This is a genomic window from Pseudomonas batumici (genome assembly GCF_000820515.1).
Lineage (GTDB): Bacteria > Pseudomonadota > Gammaproteobacteria > Pseudomonadales > Pseudomonadaceae > Aquipseudomonas > Aquipseudomonas batumici.
This window is the reverse complement of the sequence record NZ_JXDG01000012.1, coordinates 242018-256745: the sequence shown is the minus strand read 5'-3', so window position 1 is coordinate 256745 and position 14728 is coordinate 242018. Positions and strand designations below refer to the sequence as shown.

Here is a 14728-nt window from a genome sequence, read left to right as displayed (position 1 = left end):
TTGATGATCAGCCCCAGCGGCGACCAGTCGAACAGCGCCTTGAAAAAGTCCACTACCGGTGCGGTCGCTGCTTTGAGCGTATCCCAGAGCCCCCCGAAAAATGCGCCGATCGCTCCCCAGTTGTTGATGATCAACCCCAGCGGCGACCAGTCGAATACCCCCTTGAGAAAGTCCATCACCGGCACGGCCAAGGCCTTGAGCAAGCGCCAGATCGAATCGAAGAGCCCCGTCAGCGGCCCCCAGTTGTCCATGACCAGGCCCAGGGGTGTCCAGGAAAACAGCGCCTTGAAAAAGTCGAACACCGGAGCGGTTACCGCCTTGATCGCCCCCCAAAGGCTGGCGAAAAACACACTGATCGTCTCCCAGCCCGCGGTAATCATCGGCATCGGCGACCAGTCGAGCACCGCTTCCAGCCCCGACATGAAGCCGGCCGCCATGCTTTTGATAGCGTCCCAAAGCCCGTGGAAAAAGCCTGAGATCGGTTCCCAGTAGGCAACGATCAGCCCCGCCGCGACGGCGATACTCAACGCGACCAAACCGATCGGCGAAGCCAGGAAACCGACTTTAAGCAACTCCATCGCGCCCAGCACACCCGTCACCGCACCACGCATGACGGTAAACGCCAACGCCCCCGCTGCCAGTCCTTGAACCAGGTTCGGGTTGGCCGCCACGAACTCGGCGACGGTACTCACCAGCGGCACCAACGCCGTCACTACGGAATTCACTACAGGCAACAGTGCCTGGCCGAACTTCACCGAAACGCTGTCGACCGCCTCACTCAACTTCGCCAGATTCTGCGCCGTGGGCCCCAGCTTCGGATCCGGCAACTCCGGTCCCTCAGCCCCCTTGCGGGCCTCGGCCAGCTTGTTTTCTTCCTTGATCGCCGCCTGGACACCGGCGACAAAATGCTCCGCCAAACCACCACCCTTGAGCACAGCGGAGACATCCAGTTTGCCCAGGCCGCTGTCCTCCAGGCTCTTTTTAAACCCCTGGACCTTCGTGGTGACCTTTGCCATGTCGTCGTCCATTTTCTGGACGCCATTCACAACAAGGGCCATGTTCACAATGGTCTGGCTATTGGTCGCCGTGAGCGTGTTATTGATCGTAGCCATCACTGCACCTGCTGCATCGCATTGATCCGTTGCGCATGCTCCAGGGATTCCCGGAGCACATCCAAGGGCCTGGCCATCATCTGTTCGGGATCAACCTTCCAGAACCAGGCCAAGTCATAGGCGACCGCAATCAGCTCGCCGATGGCTGCGATGCCGCACTCATGAAAAAACCGGCCACCGCCCAGCTCAGGGTGTTGAGGTCGGACAGGTCCAGCTGGTTGACCGACGACGGCGGGATGCCGGCGCAGACCGCGATGTACTTGGCCGCGACATCCATGTCGAGGCTGACGTCCTGGCCCTTGTCGATCTTGTACGGCAGCGCCTTGATCGTCCGCACTTCCTGCACCGTCGGACGACGCAGGGTGAGCTCGCCCAAAGGTTCGCCGTGGGCTTCGATGGGCACCTGCAACTTCACTGGATCAGTCATTGCCAGGTCCCCTTGATGCCTTCGAATTTCAGCGAAATGGTCGCGTCATCGCCCTTGGCCGATGGCGTGTCGATCAGATAGGCACCGGCCAGGACGTAGACCTTGCCGTTGCTGAATTCGCAGGTGACGGTCATGTCGGTGCCGGCGATCAGTTGTTGGAGGGGGAAGTCCGGCGTATGCAACGCGGTGACCGTGAAAGACGGCGCAACGTCGGTTTCCTTGTAGAAACCCGGCACGACCGTTTCCCGTTTGACGGACATCAGGGGCGCTTCGCAGCCGCCGTTGATAGTCAGTTGAGCGCCGTCCACTTTGACGTAGCAGGTGCCCGCAATCAGTTGACCCATGGTGTATCTCCTTGCAATAAAAAGCCCGCATCGAGCGGGCTGGGGTTACGCAGTGTGGGCAGGCGATCAGGCCGCCGCGTCGTACTGCAGGCGGAACTGGTTGAGCAGCGCGAACACACGCAGGCCGTTGATGTAGTCCGGCGGGAACAGCACGTTGACCCGGCTCGGATCCTGGCTGTCGCGCTCAACGATCAGGTGCGCGGCGAACATCTCGGCGTTCTCCACATGGCCTTCCAGTTCGAGCTTGGCGTACTGGGCAATCAGCTCGCCGCGGATGGTGCTCGGGGTGATGATCGGCTGGCCGGCGCCGAAGCGGGTGCCATCGGCCGCGAGCTTGTGGCGACCGTACTTGCTGGTGATCACGCTTTGCAGGCGGCGCACGATAAAGGCCGACTGGTGCATGGTCTCGCTGTCCAGGTAGGAGTTGTCCGCCTGGCCGTAGGCGTTCTTCTGGTAGGTGGTGATCGCCCGCTGGATGCGCACGTAACCGCCTTCGTAGTAGGCGGTGGCCAGACCGTAGCTGAGCAGCGACTGACGCTCGGTCAGGGTGAAACGTCCGCTGGCCGCGGCCGGATCGATGCCGGGCAGGCTGCCGCTCTGGGTCGGACGGCTGGCGTCGGCGGAGATGAACACCGAAGTACGCGCGGCCAAGGCGGCGGCCTGGACCCAGACCGGTTGAGGAACACCGGGCTCCATGGCCAGGATGGTCACGTGCTGGTCGTTACGGGTTTGACCGGCGGCCACCAGGGTGCCGACCGTACCGCGCATGGCGGTGTAGACATGGCCGAACAGCTGCTTGGACCAGGACCAGCGACCGACGCTGTCGTTCATCGCGGCTTGCCAGGCGTTCAGGGTCGCTACATCAGACCAGGGCTGGCAGATGAACTCGAACGGTTCGTCGCCCAGTGCCGCGAGCGCGGCAACCTGGTCCGGCACACCGGTGCCACCAGCCATCGGCGCGGAGGCGATGGTCAGGCCGGCCGGGGTCTGCTCGCCATTGCTCTTGCCCAGGCGATTGAACTGCAGGCTGATGTCGTTGCCGCTGTCACCGGTCCATTTGCAGCTCAGGCTCACCGTGCCGTCGACGGCCACGGCGCTGACCGGCAGGTCGGCCGCCGCGTTGACTTGCAGCGCCAGGGTGGTGGCAACCTGGGCGGCAGTCGCCCCGTTGACCACCGCGGCCTGGACCCGCACACCGCCGACATACAGGTTGAGTACGCCGCTTTCGGTGGCGGTACCGGTCAGTTTCAGGTCAGCCTTGGCGATGCTGCCCACGGTGTTGCGCAGCGGCAGGCACCAGATCTCGCCGACCGGATCGGTCTTGCGCCAGGTGTCGTACATCGAGGCGAGCATCGAGCCCTGGCCGCCGATACTTTTCGCCAGCGCGACGCTGGAAACCAGTACCAGGCTGCCGACTTCGGTGGCGGTGGCGTTGTCGTTGACCTGGGCGACGATCAGTCGACGCAGGGTCGAGGAGGCGCTATTGGCCGCCGAGTTGTCCATTTCGGCGTAGAACAGCGGAACACGCAGGTCCGCGGGGATGTTGCTGAATCCGATAGCCATTATTGGGCATCCTGTGGTTGTGCCGCTTGCACGGCGTTGAGGGTGATATCGCCATCGGCCAGACGTCGGCGCCACCAGGCGCTGTCGGCCACTTCACGACCTTCGAGCGGCAGCAGGTCGCCGGCTTCCGGGTCCGGTACGGCGCGGCCTGGGGCCGGCACTACGGTGATGCGTTGGGTCATTGCGTTACGTCTCCTGAAAAAGTCAGCTCCAGGCGTCCGTCGGGGCCTGGGCGGTGCAGATTGGGGTCGGCCGGGTCGATGGCATCGACCTTCACCGTCACCCCGCTAAAAGACGGCAAGCCGTCCAATTCACGCTCGTGCCAGGTTTCGGCCGGGTCCGTGGAGCGGTTGCGCCCCAGTTGGAACTCGGCGAAGAAATGCAGGCGATAGAGCAGGCGGCTGGCGTTGATCGAGATCAGTTCGCCGCCGTCGTATTCGATAGGGTTGTAGAAGGTGTCGGGTTTGAAACCGACCAGGGCGCGCCAGAGTTCGGCGCGCAGGCTGTGCAGTTGGTCGAAGGCTTGTGCAGCATTGCTGCTGTCGAGTACCAGGACCAGTTCCAGGCGATCGGTCAGGGTTTGGCGGGTGACGTTTTGTGAGGCGTCCTTGCTCGCCAGGTCGGCGATCACGCTGACGAATGCCGCCGGGGTTTGTAGCGTGGTGTTGCTTTGCAACAGGTCGAGATCAAGGCCGGTGGAAATGTGATTGGCAAGACTGGGGCATTGATCACGCAGTTGCGTGAGGATCGGGGTGATGTTCATGGGGGTTCACCGGGTAATGAAAAACCCGTCGATTGACGGGTTCGAAAGGCGATCACTCGCCTCCAGAAAGCCCGCATCCTTGCGGGCTGGGCCCTGCTCTCAGGCCCGCCAGCTCCAGTCCATTGGCAATATCCAAGGTGGTCATGAGCGCTTTGTCTGGACGTCTGTCTCGCTATTGTTCCGGCTTGGTCTCCGGGGCAGGCACCTCGTCGACCCCCAGGCGCTTGGCCGCCCAGCGCTCGTAAATACCGATGGCGGCATCCGCACCGGCCATGGCAGTCAGACAGCCAAAGGCGCCGGCAGTCCAGATCGACACGCCGGCGGCGTACAGCAGCATGATGGTCGACATACCGCAGACCATGCAGGCCCCGGAGCGTAGTACCAAGCGCCGCAGCAGTACCCAGCCGCGGGCACCGTCCTTGTCGGCCCGCCACATTTCGCCGGAAACCCCGCCGATCACGGCCAGCACGATGACCAGCCAGATAGGCATGTCCACCAACGCTTGTTGCTCGTTCGTCATGTCACGCCTCCTGCAATAAAAAAGGGCCATTCATTGGCCGGTGATGGTTTGGGCTTGTCGTTCAAGGTGAAGGGTTCTCTCGAGAGCCCGCGTTCGGTGGGCATTCCAAAAAGCCCGGTCGCCCAGGCTTTTCAGTAATGCGGTCCTGATGCCCGGCCCCGGAACCGCTCGCATTTTCGGCGATGGCGCTTCAGGCAGGACACCCGATCCTTCGGCGCTACTGGCGCGGTACGGATCGATTCAAATTGTTCCTCCGACCGCGACCCTGTCCGCCGGATAACTGTTTACGGTGCTTTACGCTGCACACCCGGGTCAGTTGCCAACCCTCTGAACCGTTGAGGCCGGTTCATCGCTGCCTGTTCTTTGAAGCGGTGCCACTAAAGAGCGCGGGGGCTTCCCCCTGGCATTGCTGCCTGTCACCGGCCTTTCTGGCCGGCTTGAGACAAAGAATATGCATGTATGCATATACAGTCAATGCACAAATGCATTTATTTATGCGCTGTCGATGCACGAGCGCATGGAGGCCGCGTCGTTCAAGGGGTTGAGCTTTTTGACAGGCGTAAAAAAACCCACATCGCTGTGGGTTTTTTCCGAATCAGGAAGGGTTAGCGGGCGTACATGCCCCACCAGAAGACGTGACCGAGGATGGTGATCTGCTCTTCCTGGATCTCCTGGAAGCTGTAGTCCTCATCCGGATGCTCGTCACGATTGAAGCTGCGCAGGCGGATCCCGCTGGGCAGGCGATAGAGTTGCTTCACCCGCAGCTGGCCGTTGTGGTTGATGGCATAAAGGTCGCCATCGACGATATCGCCGATGGCGCTCTTGCCGGCGTTGACCCCGACCGTGGCACCGTCGCGCAGCACTGGCAACATGCTGTTGCCGCGTACGGTCACGCACTTGGCCTGGTCGAACTGCACACCGTTGTGACGCAGGCTGCGCTTGCCGAAGCGCAGGCTGGCCTTCTCGCTTTCCTCTATGACGAATCTTCCTGATCCAGCAGCCAATTCAACCTCGCGAAGAAAGGGGACGGACACTTCGTCTTCATCGACGGGCGTGTCGTCGTCCCACAGGCTTATATCCTTGAGTTCGGAGTGCAGCGTGCCCTGCTCCTGGTCCCGGGCAGCGGCAATGCCCGCGCGCCCGCGCAACTGGTCGGTACTGATGCGGAAGTACTCGGCGATCTTCGAGATGTGTTTGTCCGAAGGATCGACGATCTTCCCGCTGAGGATGCGCGACAAGGTGGATTGGGGCACGCCGGTACGACGGTGAAGCTCCGTGGGGGAGATCCCGTGGCGATCGAGCAATGCTCGTAGGACGGTAGAAACGTTGCGTATTTGCATAACGCGCATATTGCTTGCACTTTTCGGGAATGGCAAATGCTGATTTGCATATTTTATGCATAGTCCTTGGCGTAGATATGCAAAAACTATCGTTGCGGCTGCTGGTGCTCGGCAACCTGGATGACACGGTTCAGTCAAGGACCGTGGCGCCAAGGGATGCGCTTGTGAAATCAATCGTAGGCAATTAGGCTACATCAATGAAGGATAAGCCTTACATATATTCAGCCACACAACCAAAAGCCCCTGGCGGTTGCAGGAGCTGAGTGCAACCGCCCAAGATAAATTATTAACCTATGCTGCGGGGCGAGAAGACCTTAGTACTCCCTTCACCTGCATATCTTGCACCACTAGCTCACCAATACTGACTGCCTGTTGAAAACTTGCTGGTTCATCCTCAAACACTGCCGCAGTACCAACGACTTCCTCGGGACGGAATCTGTAAGCTTTACCTACATACTGACGCTGAGCAGCAGCGTGGGCAGCCACTTGAGGTTGAAGATTCGTTTGGCCTTCTAAATTGCTCAGCACCCAATTGTGCCACTCGGGATCGGATTCTCGGTGCTGCCAGCTGTCAGGATCGAGAATTTTATGGCCAAGTTTGAAGAAAACGCTCATCAGAAAGGACGCACAAGTGAGTCCAGCACCGTCACCGAGGCCAGCAACAGAACCATCCGTTTCAAAAAAGCTCTCGATTCCGTCTGAGCTTATGCCATAAGGAATAACATTTCGATTGCGAGACCAAATTGTATCAAGAAAACTCAGAATCTCGTCAATTTGAGACTCTAAATAATCCTCACAGACGTATGCTGAAAAAGGTCCCAATCCAGGTGTATTTACATACTCCTCGGGCGTTCCTCGCATCAACATAAAATGCCATGCCAAATGAAGGACCTCAACACCAGCCTCATCGTCAAAAATAAATCCAGCGTGTCGTTGCTTATCGTTTCCAGAGATGAAAACACCCAAGCGAGAGCCAGCATAATCCTTCAGCTGCGACATGATAAATCCTATCCTATCAACCCACGTAAAAGTTTCTTCGCATCAGGATGATCACGCAATTTTTTTTGCACTACGTCGCGATAAAAACTCCACATTGCTAATTCGCTACGCGCGCGAAAGGTAGCCCGCAGCAAACTGACTGACAAACTGGAATCCAGTAGTTCATCTGCAGCAGAATAAAGCAAGCAATTCAACATCTCGACCTCCCTATTTTCAAATGCATCCTCCAAAGTGTGAAACATGTAATTTAGGGCAGTCCGACGCGAATAAGAAATTTCATATTGCTTAATATTATACAAATGCAGCTTTGCATCTACCTTTGGGGAAGAAACAGTAGAATCCGCATCACTTATCAGCACACTACCATAAGTGGTAAATTTTTTAGCCAAGTCACTGAATTTCGCAACAGCTTTTAATAAACGCTCATCAAAAAAAAGGGATGCAAAGCCTTGATCAGAGTTCGCACAACCGTATATATCGCTACCATAGCTCGAAGCGCTTTCATAAGTAAATCGCGAAGCGTTTGCGCGCAGTACTCTCGAGACGGTACAATAGGCCTTTCTTTCAACGGCGGTAGGCAAACTCCCGTAACAAATAGAGCGCGCAGTCTCTACTTCCCCCACAGGCTTATAGCTTCGACGCACGAGAACTTGTTCAGTAGTACCTATCATACTGCACCATTCTGAGCTATTGAAGAACCACGACCCATTAGTTCAAGTATCAACTTAGAGACATCTAGTTCAAGAGGAGTAGGACTCTCAGGAGTATTGATATCCAACTCAAGACGAACTGCGAAAACCCCTGGCGTGCGCATGTCGGGATCTACAATATTCACCCCGCGAACATCCACACACCCCCATTTTGTCAATTCATTGATTTGAACACCCAAATCTGAATTTCGCCTCCTGTTGATCTGAAGAAAAAAATCACTCATATCTTCTTCAAGTTTTATAAAAGGGAGGAATTTCCGTAAATACTCATAACCATCCGCAGTTTTTTCGACAGGCAATAACAAAACTGCACCAAATGCAATTCTAGATGCGGATAAACTACCTAACGGCTTGGCAAATCCTGCACAAGCCGCAACCACTTCCTCGAAGCTACCTGCATTAGGAAGGGGATTCTCTAGCACCAAAAAAGATTCAGGCTGATTAATCGTATAAATAACATCAACCCGTCCTGGCTGCCGGTTAACTGCAAGCGTGCCTTTTAACCAGCTACCCTGCTCAGCTAATATTCCGTGCGCTTTCTTTGTGGTCACAGAATCAGGCTCAGCTGGTATCAAGCTAGACCATCTGAAACTATCAGAGTCAGAACCCGGCACGAGATTAATGAAAGAAAACCTCAGTGCCTCTACCTGCCATGGGAAGGTTGTCATGCTTTTTTTGACCCATTCATGTTATGTCGAGACCAGCTCATCCTATCAACCGGTACCGGACGCACGTCTCAAGGGGTTGCGATCCGGCATACTCACGATAGCAGGCCAATAGGACGCGCGCATAGTGCCATGATGATATCAAGCTGTATCCCTAGTCTTAAGCTCAAAATGTGAAGGGCAATCCAAACAGCCTCCGCCACCGTGGTACGCTACCAGCATTGGCATGTCTGTCCCTGAACGTGAGGTGACCGAAGCTGTCGGCAACGAGTAAGACCTTTCATTGTTAAGGCACAGAACGTTTTGCCCCATTTTTGCCCCATCATTTCTACAAAGCCTTGTAACCAACTGATGAATAAAGCTATTTCCGATCTGTCCTCCCACACCCCGATGATGCAACAGTACTGGCGCCTGAAGAACCAGCACCCCGACCAGCTGATGTTCTACCGCATGGGCGACTTCTACGAGATCTTCTACGAAGACGCGAAGAAGGCCGCCAAGCTGCTGGACATCACCCTGACAGCCCGTGGGCAATCGGCCGGGCAGTCGATTCCGATGTGTGGGATTCCTTACCATTCCCTCGAGGGCTATCTCGCCAAGCTGGTGAAACTCGGCGAATCGGTGGTGATCTGCGAGCAGATCGGCGATCCGGCCACCAGCAAAGGGCCAGTCGAGCGTCAGGTGGTGCGGATCATCACCCCCGGCACCGTCAGTGACGAAGCCCTGCTCGATGAGCGCCGCGACAACCTGATCGCCGCCGTGCTCGGCGACGAGCGCCTGTTCGGCCTGGCCGTGCTGGACATCACCAGCGGCAACTTTACTGTCCTCGAAATCAAGGGCTGGGAAAACCTGCTGGCGGAGCTGGAGCGGATCAACCCGGTGGAATTGCTGATCCCAGACGACTGGCCACAGGGCCTGCCGGCGGAAAAACGCCGTGGGGCACGTCGCCGTGCCCCGTGGGATTTCGAACGCGATTCGGCGCACAAAAGTCTCTGCCAGCAATTTTCCGTACAGGACCTCAAGGGATTCGGCTGCGAGACCCTGACCCTGGCCATCGGCGCCGCCGGCTGCCTGCTCGGCTATGCCAAGGAAACCCAGCGCACCGCCCTGCCCCACTTGCGCAGCCTGCGCCATGAACGCCTGGACGACACCGTGGTGCTCGACGGCGCCAGCCGCCGCAACCTGGAGCTGGACACCAACCTCGCCGGCGGTCGCGACAACACCCTGCAATCGGTGGTCGACCGTTGCCAGACCGCCATGGGCAGCCGCCTGCTGACCCGCTGGCTGAACCGCCCGCTGCGCGACCTGCGTGTCTTGCAGGCACGCCAGAGCTCCATCACTTGCCTGCTGGAAAGCTATCGCTTCGAAAAACTGCAACCGCAGCTCAAGGAAATCGGCGACATCGAGCGGATCCTCGCGCGGATCGGCCTGCGCAACGCCCGCCCTCGCGACTTGGCGCGCCTGCGTGACGCCCTCGGCGCCCTGCCGCAGTTGCAGGATGCGATGCTCGAACTGGACGCCCCGCACCTCAAGCAACTGGCGGTCACCACCAAGACCTACCCGGAGCTGGCGATCCTGCTGGAGCGCGCCATCATCGATAACCCGCCGGCGATCATCCGCGACGGCGGCGTCTTGAAAACCGGCTACGACGCCGAGCTGGACGAGTTGCTGTCACTGAGCGAAAACGCCGGACAATTCCTCATCGACCTGGAAGCCCGGGAAAAAGCCCGCACCGGCCTGGCCAACCTCAAGGTCGGCTACAACCGGGTCCACGGCTACTTCATCGAGCTGCCCAGCAAGCAGGCTGAATCGGCACCGGCGGACTACATCCGGCGCCAGACCCTCAAGGGCGCCGAGCGCTTTATCACCCCGGAGCTCAAGGAGTTCGAAGACAAGGCCCTGTCGGCCAAGAGTCGTGCCCTGGCCCGGGAGAAGATGCTCTACGAGGCCCTGCTCGAAACCCTGATCGGCGAACTGCCGCCGCTGCAGGATACCGCCGCGGCCCTGGCCGAGCTGGATGTGCTGAGCAACCTGGCCGAACGCGCGCTGAACCTGGACCTGAACTGCCCACGCTTCGTCGACGAGCCCTGCATGCGCATCAGCCAGGGGCGTCACCCGGTGGTCGAGCAGGTGCTGACCACGCCGTTCGTGGCCAACGACCTGGCGCTCGACGACAGCACCCGCATGCTGGTGATCACCGGTCCGAACATGGGTGGTAAATCCACCTACATGCGTCAGACCGCCCTGATCGTGCTGCTGGCCCATATCGGCAGTTTCGTGCCGGCGGCCAGTTGCGAGCTGTCCCTGGTGGACCGGATCTTCACCCGGATCGGTTCCAGCGACGACCTGGCCGGCGGGCGCTCGACCTTCATGGTGGAAATGAGCGAAACCGCCAACATCCTGCACAACGCCACCGAGCGCAGCCTGGTGCTGATGGACGAAGTCGGCCGCGGCACCAGCACCTTCGACGGCCTGTCCCTGGCCTGGGCCGCGGCGGAACGTCTCGCGCGCCTGCGCGCCTACACCCTGTTCGCCACCCACTACTTCGAACTGACCGTGCTGCCGGAAAGCGAACCGCTGGTGGCCAACGTGCACCTCAATGCCACTGAGCACAATGAGCGGATCGTCTTCCTGCACCACGTACTGCCCGGCCCGGCCAGCCAGAGCTACGGCCTGGCGGTGGCGCAGCTGGCAGGCGTGCCAAACGATGTGATCAGCCGCGCCCGTGAACACCTGAGCCGCCTGGAAACCACCAGCCTGCCCCACGAGGTCCCGGTCGCCAAACCGGGGAAACCGGCCGCGCCGATGCAAAGCGATCTGTTCGCCAGCCTGCCGCATCCGGTCCTGGACGAACTGGCCAAGCTCGATCTCGACGACCTGACACCGCGCCGCGCGCTGGAAATGCTCTATACATTAAAGACACGGATCTAACGCAGCGGACTACAAGCTGCTAGAATCTCGCGCGGTTTGGGATGCTGTGGACTATTAGCCTGGTTCGCTCCCAGACCTGGCGAGCCCATTTCGACAGGGTTTCGCTGCCGCCGCCTGAGGAGAAAATTAGAAATGACCTTCGTCGTCACCGACAACTGCATCAAGTGCAAGTACACCGACTGCGTAGAAGTCTGTCCGGTGGACTGCTTTTACGAAGGCCCGAACTTCCTGGTCATTCACCCGGATGAGTGCATCGACTGCGCGCTTTGCGAGCCGGAATGCCCTGCTGAGGCTATCTTCTCCGAGGATGAAGTCCCGGAGGACATGCAAGAGTTCATTCAGTTGAACGTTGAGCTGGCCGAAATCTGGCCCAACATCACTGAAAAGAAAGAGGCGCTTCCGGACGCCGAAGAGTGGGATGGTAAACCAGGCAAGATCAAGGACCTCGAACGCTGATTGCACGGCGCTCGACAAAAAGGCCCCTTGCGGGCCTTTTTTGTTTTTCGTGCCGGCACTTTTCTGCAGGCAAAAAAAAGGGGCGGTATGACCCGCCCACATTTTTTCCCTAGTCCCTTTTTTCCCTTTCATCATCCTGATGAATCGCATCCCGCGATGTTCCTTCCAGCGATCTGTCCTTGATCGCCGTGTCTATCCGTCGACACAGGAGCAATATTAAAGACTTTCTGAGGCGCCGCAACTGGATCCAAAATGCCATCTTCTCCACATTGGATCCATTCAAAATACAAAAAAACTATATATTTCAATTATTTAAATGACACACGTGGTAATCGAGACGGCAAATTATCCTCGATCGCTTACGCAAGATGTAAGCAATGACTTACACGCCCAAGCAGGTAAAACAGCAATCCTGGATCCAATCCTGATCTGCGCACCCGGGAGTTCTTCCTCGAAACCGATCAAACCACGCCCATAAAAAAGGCCTCGATCAATACGAGGCCTGTGAGAGGGACGGGACGATTTCAACTCTGCGGCTTGAGCCCTTGGGAAAGGCCGAACATCAGCAACAACAGGTCATTGCCAGGTTTGGCATCACTCGCCTTGGCTGTACGGGGTAAAGGGCAATGCCCGGTACCCGTCGCAGCAGTCAACACCTGGGGACCGGGTTGCTCCCAGGCCACTAGAGCCATGGAGGCCACTGCCAAAGCACCGGCCAGGAATAAACCTCGGGCGACTTCTAACTTCATCACCATAAACCTTTGAAGGTACTGCGGAACAACTACCTTCAACATAGCTCAGTCTTCCCTGGGCAGTGGTGCTCAACGACGAATGGAATCATAGCCGTTTGAGATCATCGCCCGGCGGTCAGCGCTTGTGCAGCACCTGAAAATGCGGCCTGCGATCAGACATCAGGCCCGCGCAGGTCGACATGAAAGCGGCAGCCATTGGGTTGCATGGTGGTCAGGCTGACGTGCCAGCCCTGGTTTTCGCAGATGCGCTGGACCAGCGACAGGCCCAGGCCGAGACCTTCACCACGTTTTTCGTTACCCCGTACAAAGGGCTGGAACATGGCTTCGCGCTTCTCCTCGGGAATCCCCACGCCACTGTCCTCCACCACGAAGCCGGCAGGTTCCAGACTCAGGCGGATAAAGCCCCGGTCGGTGTAGTGCAGGGCGTTGCGCAGCAGGTTACCCATCACCGCGTGCAGGAAGGTGGCGTTGTAGCGAGTATCCAGGGGGTTGCCGGGATCGACGATCAACCGCAGGCCCTTCTCTTCGATCGGTGCGCGCCACAGGCCGATCAGGTCATCCGCCACCCGGTTCAGGGAGACCCGCGGCGACATGCTGGCATCCTCGCGCTGAGCCCGGGCCAGCATCAGGAAGGTCTGCACCAGTTCGCGCATTTCCTCGCTGGCCCGGGCAATACGCTCGACCTGATTACGTCCGCGCGGGTCGAGGGCCGGGTTTTCCAGCAGCAGTTCACAGGAGGTCGCCAGCACCATCAGCGGCGTGCGCAGTTCATGGCTGACATCGCTGGTGAACAGTCGCTCACGGGTCAGGGCATCGCGCAGCCGGCCGAGGGTGGCATCGAATGCCACCGCCAGTTCGCCCACTTCATCGGCGGCATAATCAGGCGCCAAGGGCGGCGCCAGTCCCAGTAGCTGATCACGATGACGCACCTGCCGGGCCAACCGGACCACCGGCGCCATCACCCGTCGGGCCAGGACCCAGCCGAGGAACACCGCCAGGGCCAGCGCCAGGACGAATCCCACCAGCACCACGGCAAACAGCACCCGCTCGCGCTCTTCGAAATCGCTCTGGTCCTGCAACAGCACATAGCGCCGACCGTCGACCACCTCGACCATGGCGTGGTAGGACAGCTGGTCGCGAAACACTTCGTGGAACCCGGCGTCCAGGTGGCGCAGATCCCTGGGCAAGGCGAAGTCGCCCTGGCCGCCGCTGAAATAGAACAGCTGGTCAGGCTCGGGCCGATGACTCCAGTCGCTGACGCTGTCCATCAACAACAGGCGCTGGAGATCGCCACCCAGACCCGCGGAAATCAGCCCTTCCTCGACCAGGTGAACCGTCGCCACGATCCCCAGGGCGAACATCCCCGCCACCAGGGCGCTCATCAGCGCAAAGGCGATGATGATCCGCTGGGCAAGGCTCTGTTTAAACTCCATCGCGGCCTTCGGCCAGGCGATAGCCGACACCGTGCACGGTGTGCAGCAAAGGCCTTTCGAACGGCTTGTCGATCACCTGGCGCAGTTGGTGGACATGGCTGCGCAGACTGTCGCTGTCCGGGCAATCGTCGCCCCACAGGGCTTCCTCGAGAATTTCGCGGCGTAGCACATGGGGACTTTTCTGCATCAGCACCGCCAGCAGTTTCAGGCCCACGGGGTTGAGCTTGAGCAGACGCCCCTCACGGGTCACTTCCAGGGTGTCGAGGTCGTAGCTCAGGTCACCGACCTGCAAGGCCCGCCGTCCGCCACCCTGGGCCCGACGCAGCACCGCTTCGATACGCGCCGCCAGTTCCGACAGGGCGAACGGCTTGAGCAGGTAGTCGTCGGCACCGGACTTGAAGCCTTGCAGGCGGTCGTCCAGTTGATCGCGGGCGGTGAGCATGATCACCGGCGTGTCGCGCCGGGCATCTTCACGCAGGCGCTTGCACAGGGTGAAGCCGTCGATCCCGGGCAACATGATATCCAGCACGATCAGGTCGTAGTGCTCGGTGGCGGCCAGGTGCAAGCCCGACAAGCCGTCCTGCGCACAATCCACGGTATAGCCTTTAAGCCCCAGGTAATCGGCCAGGTTGGCGAGGATATCGCGGTTGTCTTCAACCAGTAGAATTCGCATGGGTACTCTCTCCGTACGCGGTAACGGCCGTGTCTTGGCC

Annotated in this window: 16 protein-coding genes; 2 read left to right on the top strand and 14 right to left on the bottom strand. The window is 59.0% G+C overall.

The annotated features are described in order from the left end of the window. The 11 genes from UCMB321_RS06895 to UCMB321_RS30585 all read right to left on the bottom strand — a co-directional run. The coding region (locus UCMB321_RS06895; RefSeq protein ID WP_052451091.1) for a phage tail tape measure protein at nucleotides 1-1112 on the bottom strand (1112 nt) is incomplete at its 3' end. A 130-nt stretch (nucleotides 1113-1242) separates the two neighbouring features. Further along, complete coding sequence (locus tag UCMB321_RS06885; RefSeq protein WP_040064840.1) at nucleotides 1243-1539, bottom strand: phage tail assembly protein; 297 nt, start codon at nucleotides 1537-1539, stop codon at nucleotides 1243-1245. Beyond that, entirely contained in the window at nucleotides 1536-1883 is a 348-nt protein-coding gene (locus UCMB321_RS06880; RefSeq protein WP_040064839.1) for a phage tail tube protein, read from the bottom strand. The genes UCMB321_RS06885 and UCMB321_RS06880 overlap by 4 nt, the downstream gene beginning before the upstream one ends. Before the next feature lie 66 nt (nucleotides 1884-1949). After that, nucleotides 1950-3446 (bottom strand): phage tail sheath subtilisin-like domain-containing protein, encoded by a 1497-nt coding sequence (locus UCMB321_RS06875; protein WP_040064838.1) that lies wholly within the window; start codon nucleotides 3444-3446, stop codon nucleotides 1950-1952. Next, a complete protein-coding gene (locus tag UCMB321_RS06870; RefSeq protein ID WP_040064837.1) occupies nucleotides 3446-3628 on the bottom strand; it encodes a DUF2635 domain-containing protein in 183 nt (60 codons plus the stop codon). The genes UCMB321_RS06875 and UCMB321_RS06870 overlap by 1 nt, the downstream gene beginning before the upstream one ends. After that, nucleotides 3625-4209 (bottom strand): phage tail terminator protein, encoded by a 585-nt coding sequence (locus UCMB321_RS06865; RefSeq protein WP_040064836.1) that lies wholly within the window; start codon nucleotides 4207-4209, stop codon nucleotides 3625-3627. Before UCMB321_RS06865 ends, UCMB321_RS06870 begins: the two co-directional genes overlap by 4 nt. A 172-nt stretch (nucleotides 4210-4381) precedes the next feature. Next, the gene (locus tag UCMB321_RS06860) at nucleotides 4382-4729 is read right to left on the bottom strand and encodes a phage holin family protein (protein ID WP_040064835.1); all 348 of its coding nucleotides are present in this window, start codon (nucleotides 4727-4729) and stop codon (nucleotides 4382-4384) included. 605 nt (nucleotides 4730-5334) lie between these two features. Continuing rightward, nucleotides 5335-6078: a LexA family transcriptional regulator gene (locus UCMB321_RS06855; protein ID WP_084614819.1), complete on the bottom strand. Its 744-nt coding sequence runs from the start codon at nucleotides 6076-6078 to the stop codon at nucleotides 5335-5337. A gap of 282 nt (nucleotides 6079-6360) precedes the next feature. Further along, nucleotides 6361-7068: a hypothetical protein gene (locus tag UCMB321_RS30595; RefSeq protein ID WP_157015859.1), complete on the bottom strand. Its 708-nt coding sequence runs from the start codon at nucleotides 7066-7068 to the stop codon at nucleotides 6361-6363. Nucleotides 7069-7076: 8 nt separating this feature from the next. Then, nucleotides 7077-7739, bottom strand: a complete 663-nt coding sequence (locus UCMB321_RS30590) for a hypothetical protein (RefSeq protein ID WP_157015858.1) — start codon at nucleotides 7737-7739, stop codon at nucleotides 7077-7079. Next, nucleotides 7736-8446: a hypothetical protein gene (locus UCMB321_RS30585; RefSeq protein WP_157015857.1), complete on the bottom strand. Its 711-nt coding sequence runs from the start codon at nucleotides 8444-8446 to the stop codon at nucleotides 7736-7738. Before UCMB321_RS30585 ends, UCMB321_RS30590 begins: the two co-directional genes overlap by 4 nt. A gap of 360 nt (nucleotides 8447-8806) precedes the next feature. Here UCMB321_RS30585 and mutS point away from each other — a divergent pair, with 360 nt between their 5' ends. After that, nucleotides 8807-11374, top strand: coding sequence for a DNA mismatch repair protein MutS (gene mutS, locus UCMB321_RS06850; protein WP_209437135.1), 2568 nt, complete (start codon nucleotides 8807-8809; stop codon nucleotides 11372-11374). Nucleotides 11375-11506: 132 nt separating this feature from the next. Beyond that, nucleotides 11507-11830 (top strand): ferredoxin FdxA, encoded by a 324-nt coding sequence (gene fdxA / locus UCMB321_RS06845; RefSeq protein WP_040064832.1) that lies wholly within the window; start codon nucleotides 11507-11509, stop codon nucleotides 11828-11830. Between the two features lie 524 nt (nucleotides 11831-12354). Here the strand turns inward: fdxA and UCMB321_RS06840 are convergent. The 3 genes from UCMB321_RS06840 to colR form a co-directional block, all read right to left on the bottom strand. Then, a complete protein-coding gene (locus UCMB321_RS06840; protein ID WP_040064860.1) occupies nucleotides 12355-12579 on the bottom strand; it encodes a hypothetical protein in 225 nt (74 codons plus the stop codon). Between the two features lie 155 nt (nucleotides 12580-12734). Continuing rightward, nucleotides 12735-14015 carry a sensor histidine kinase gene (locus UCMB321_RS06835; RefSeq protein WP_040064831.1) on the bottom strand — a complete coding sequence of 427 codons (1281 nt, stop codon included), beginning with the start codon at nucleotides 14013-14015 and terminating at the stop codon, nucleotides 12735-12737. Then, nucleotides 14005-14688: a two-component system response regulator ColR gene (gene colR, locus UCMB321_RS06830; protein ID WP_040064830.1), complete on the bottom strand. Its 684-nt coding sequence runs from the start codon at nucleotides 14686-14688 to the stop codon at nucleotides 14005-14007. Before colR ends, UCMB321_RS06835 begins: the two co-directional genes overlap by 11 nt. Nucleotides 14689-14728: the final 40 nt, after the last annotated feature.